This is a genomic window from Streptomyces sp. P17 (assembly GCF_032436805.1).
Lineage (GTDB): Bacteria > Actinomycetota > Actinomycetes > Streptomycetales > Streptomycetaceae > Streptomyces.
In genome coordinates this window covers 1-270 of record NZ_JAVRBF010000848.1, presented here as the reverse complement: position 1 = coordinate 270, position 270 = coordinate 1, and the positions used below count along the sequence as shown (strand labels likewise).

Sequence of the window (270 nt, the reverse complement as noted above, 5' to 3'; positions counted from 1 at the left end):
GTTTGCTCGGCTCCGACGAAGATTTAAGCGATACCGCGACATTGGCTCGCCAGCTCGCGGCCATGAGCCGTCAGCTCGAGCAGCTCGATCGGAATCTCAGGGTCGTGAATGAGACGGTAGCGCTTCACGCGCGATTCCATTTGGCTGTGACACCGATATTGCCGGCGACCGCCCAGGGAGCGGCTTGCGCGCTCGGAGCCGAACGTTTCGAAGAGTTCGCGGCGCAGGTGGAAAGGCGTGTCGATCGGGGAGTTCCCCTTATTCAGGAAA

1 protein-coding gene is annotated in these 270 nt (G+C 60.7%); it reads right to left on the bottom strand.

The features are described from left to right. Window positions 1–23 precede the first annotated feature (23 nt). On the bottom strand, window positions 24–270 hold a 247-nt coding region (locus RMT89_RS43200; RefSeq protein WP_315889230.1), incomplete at its 5' end, for a hypothetical protein.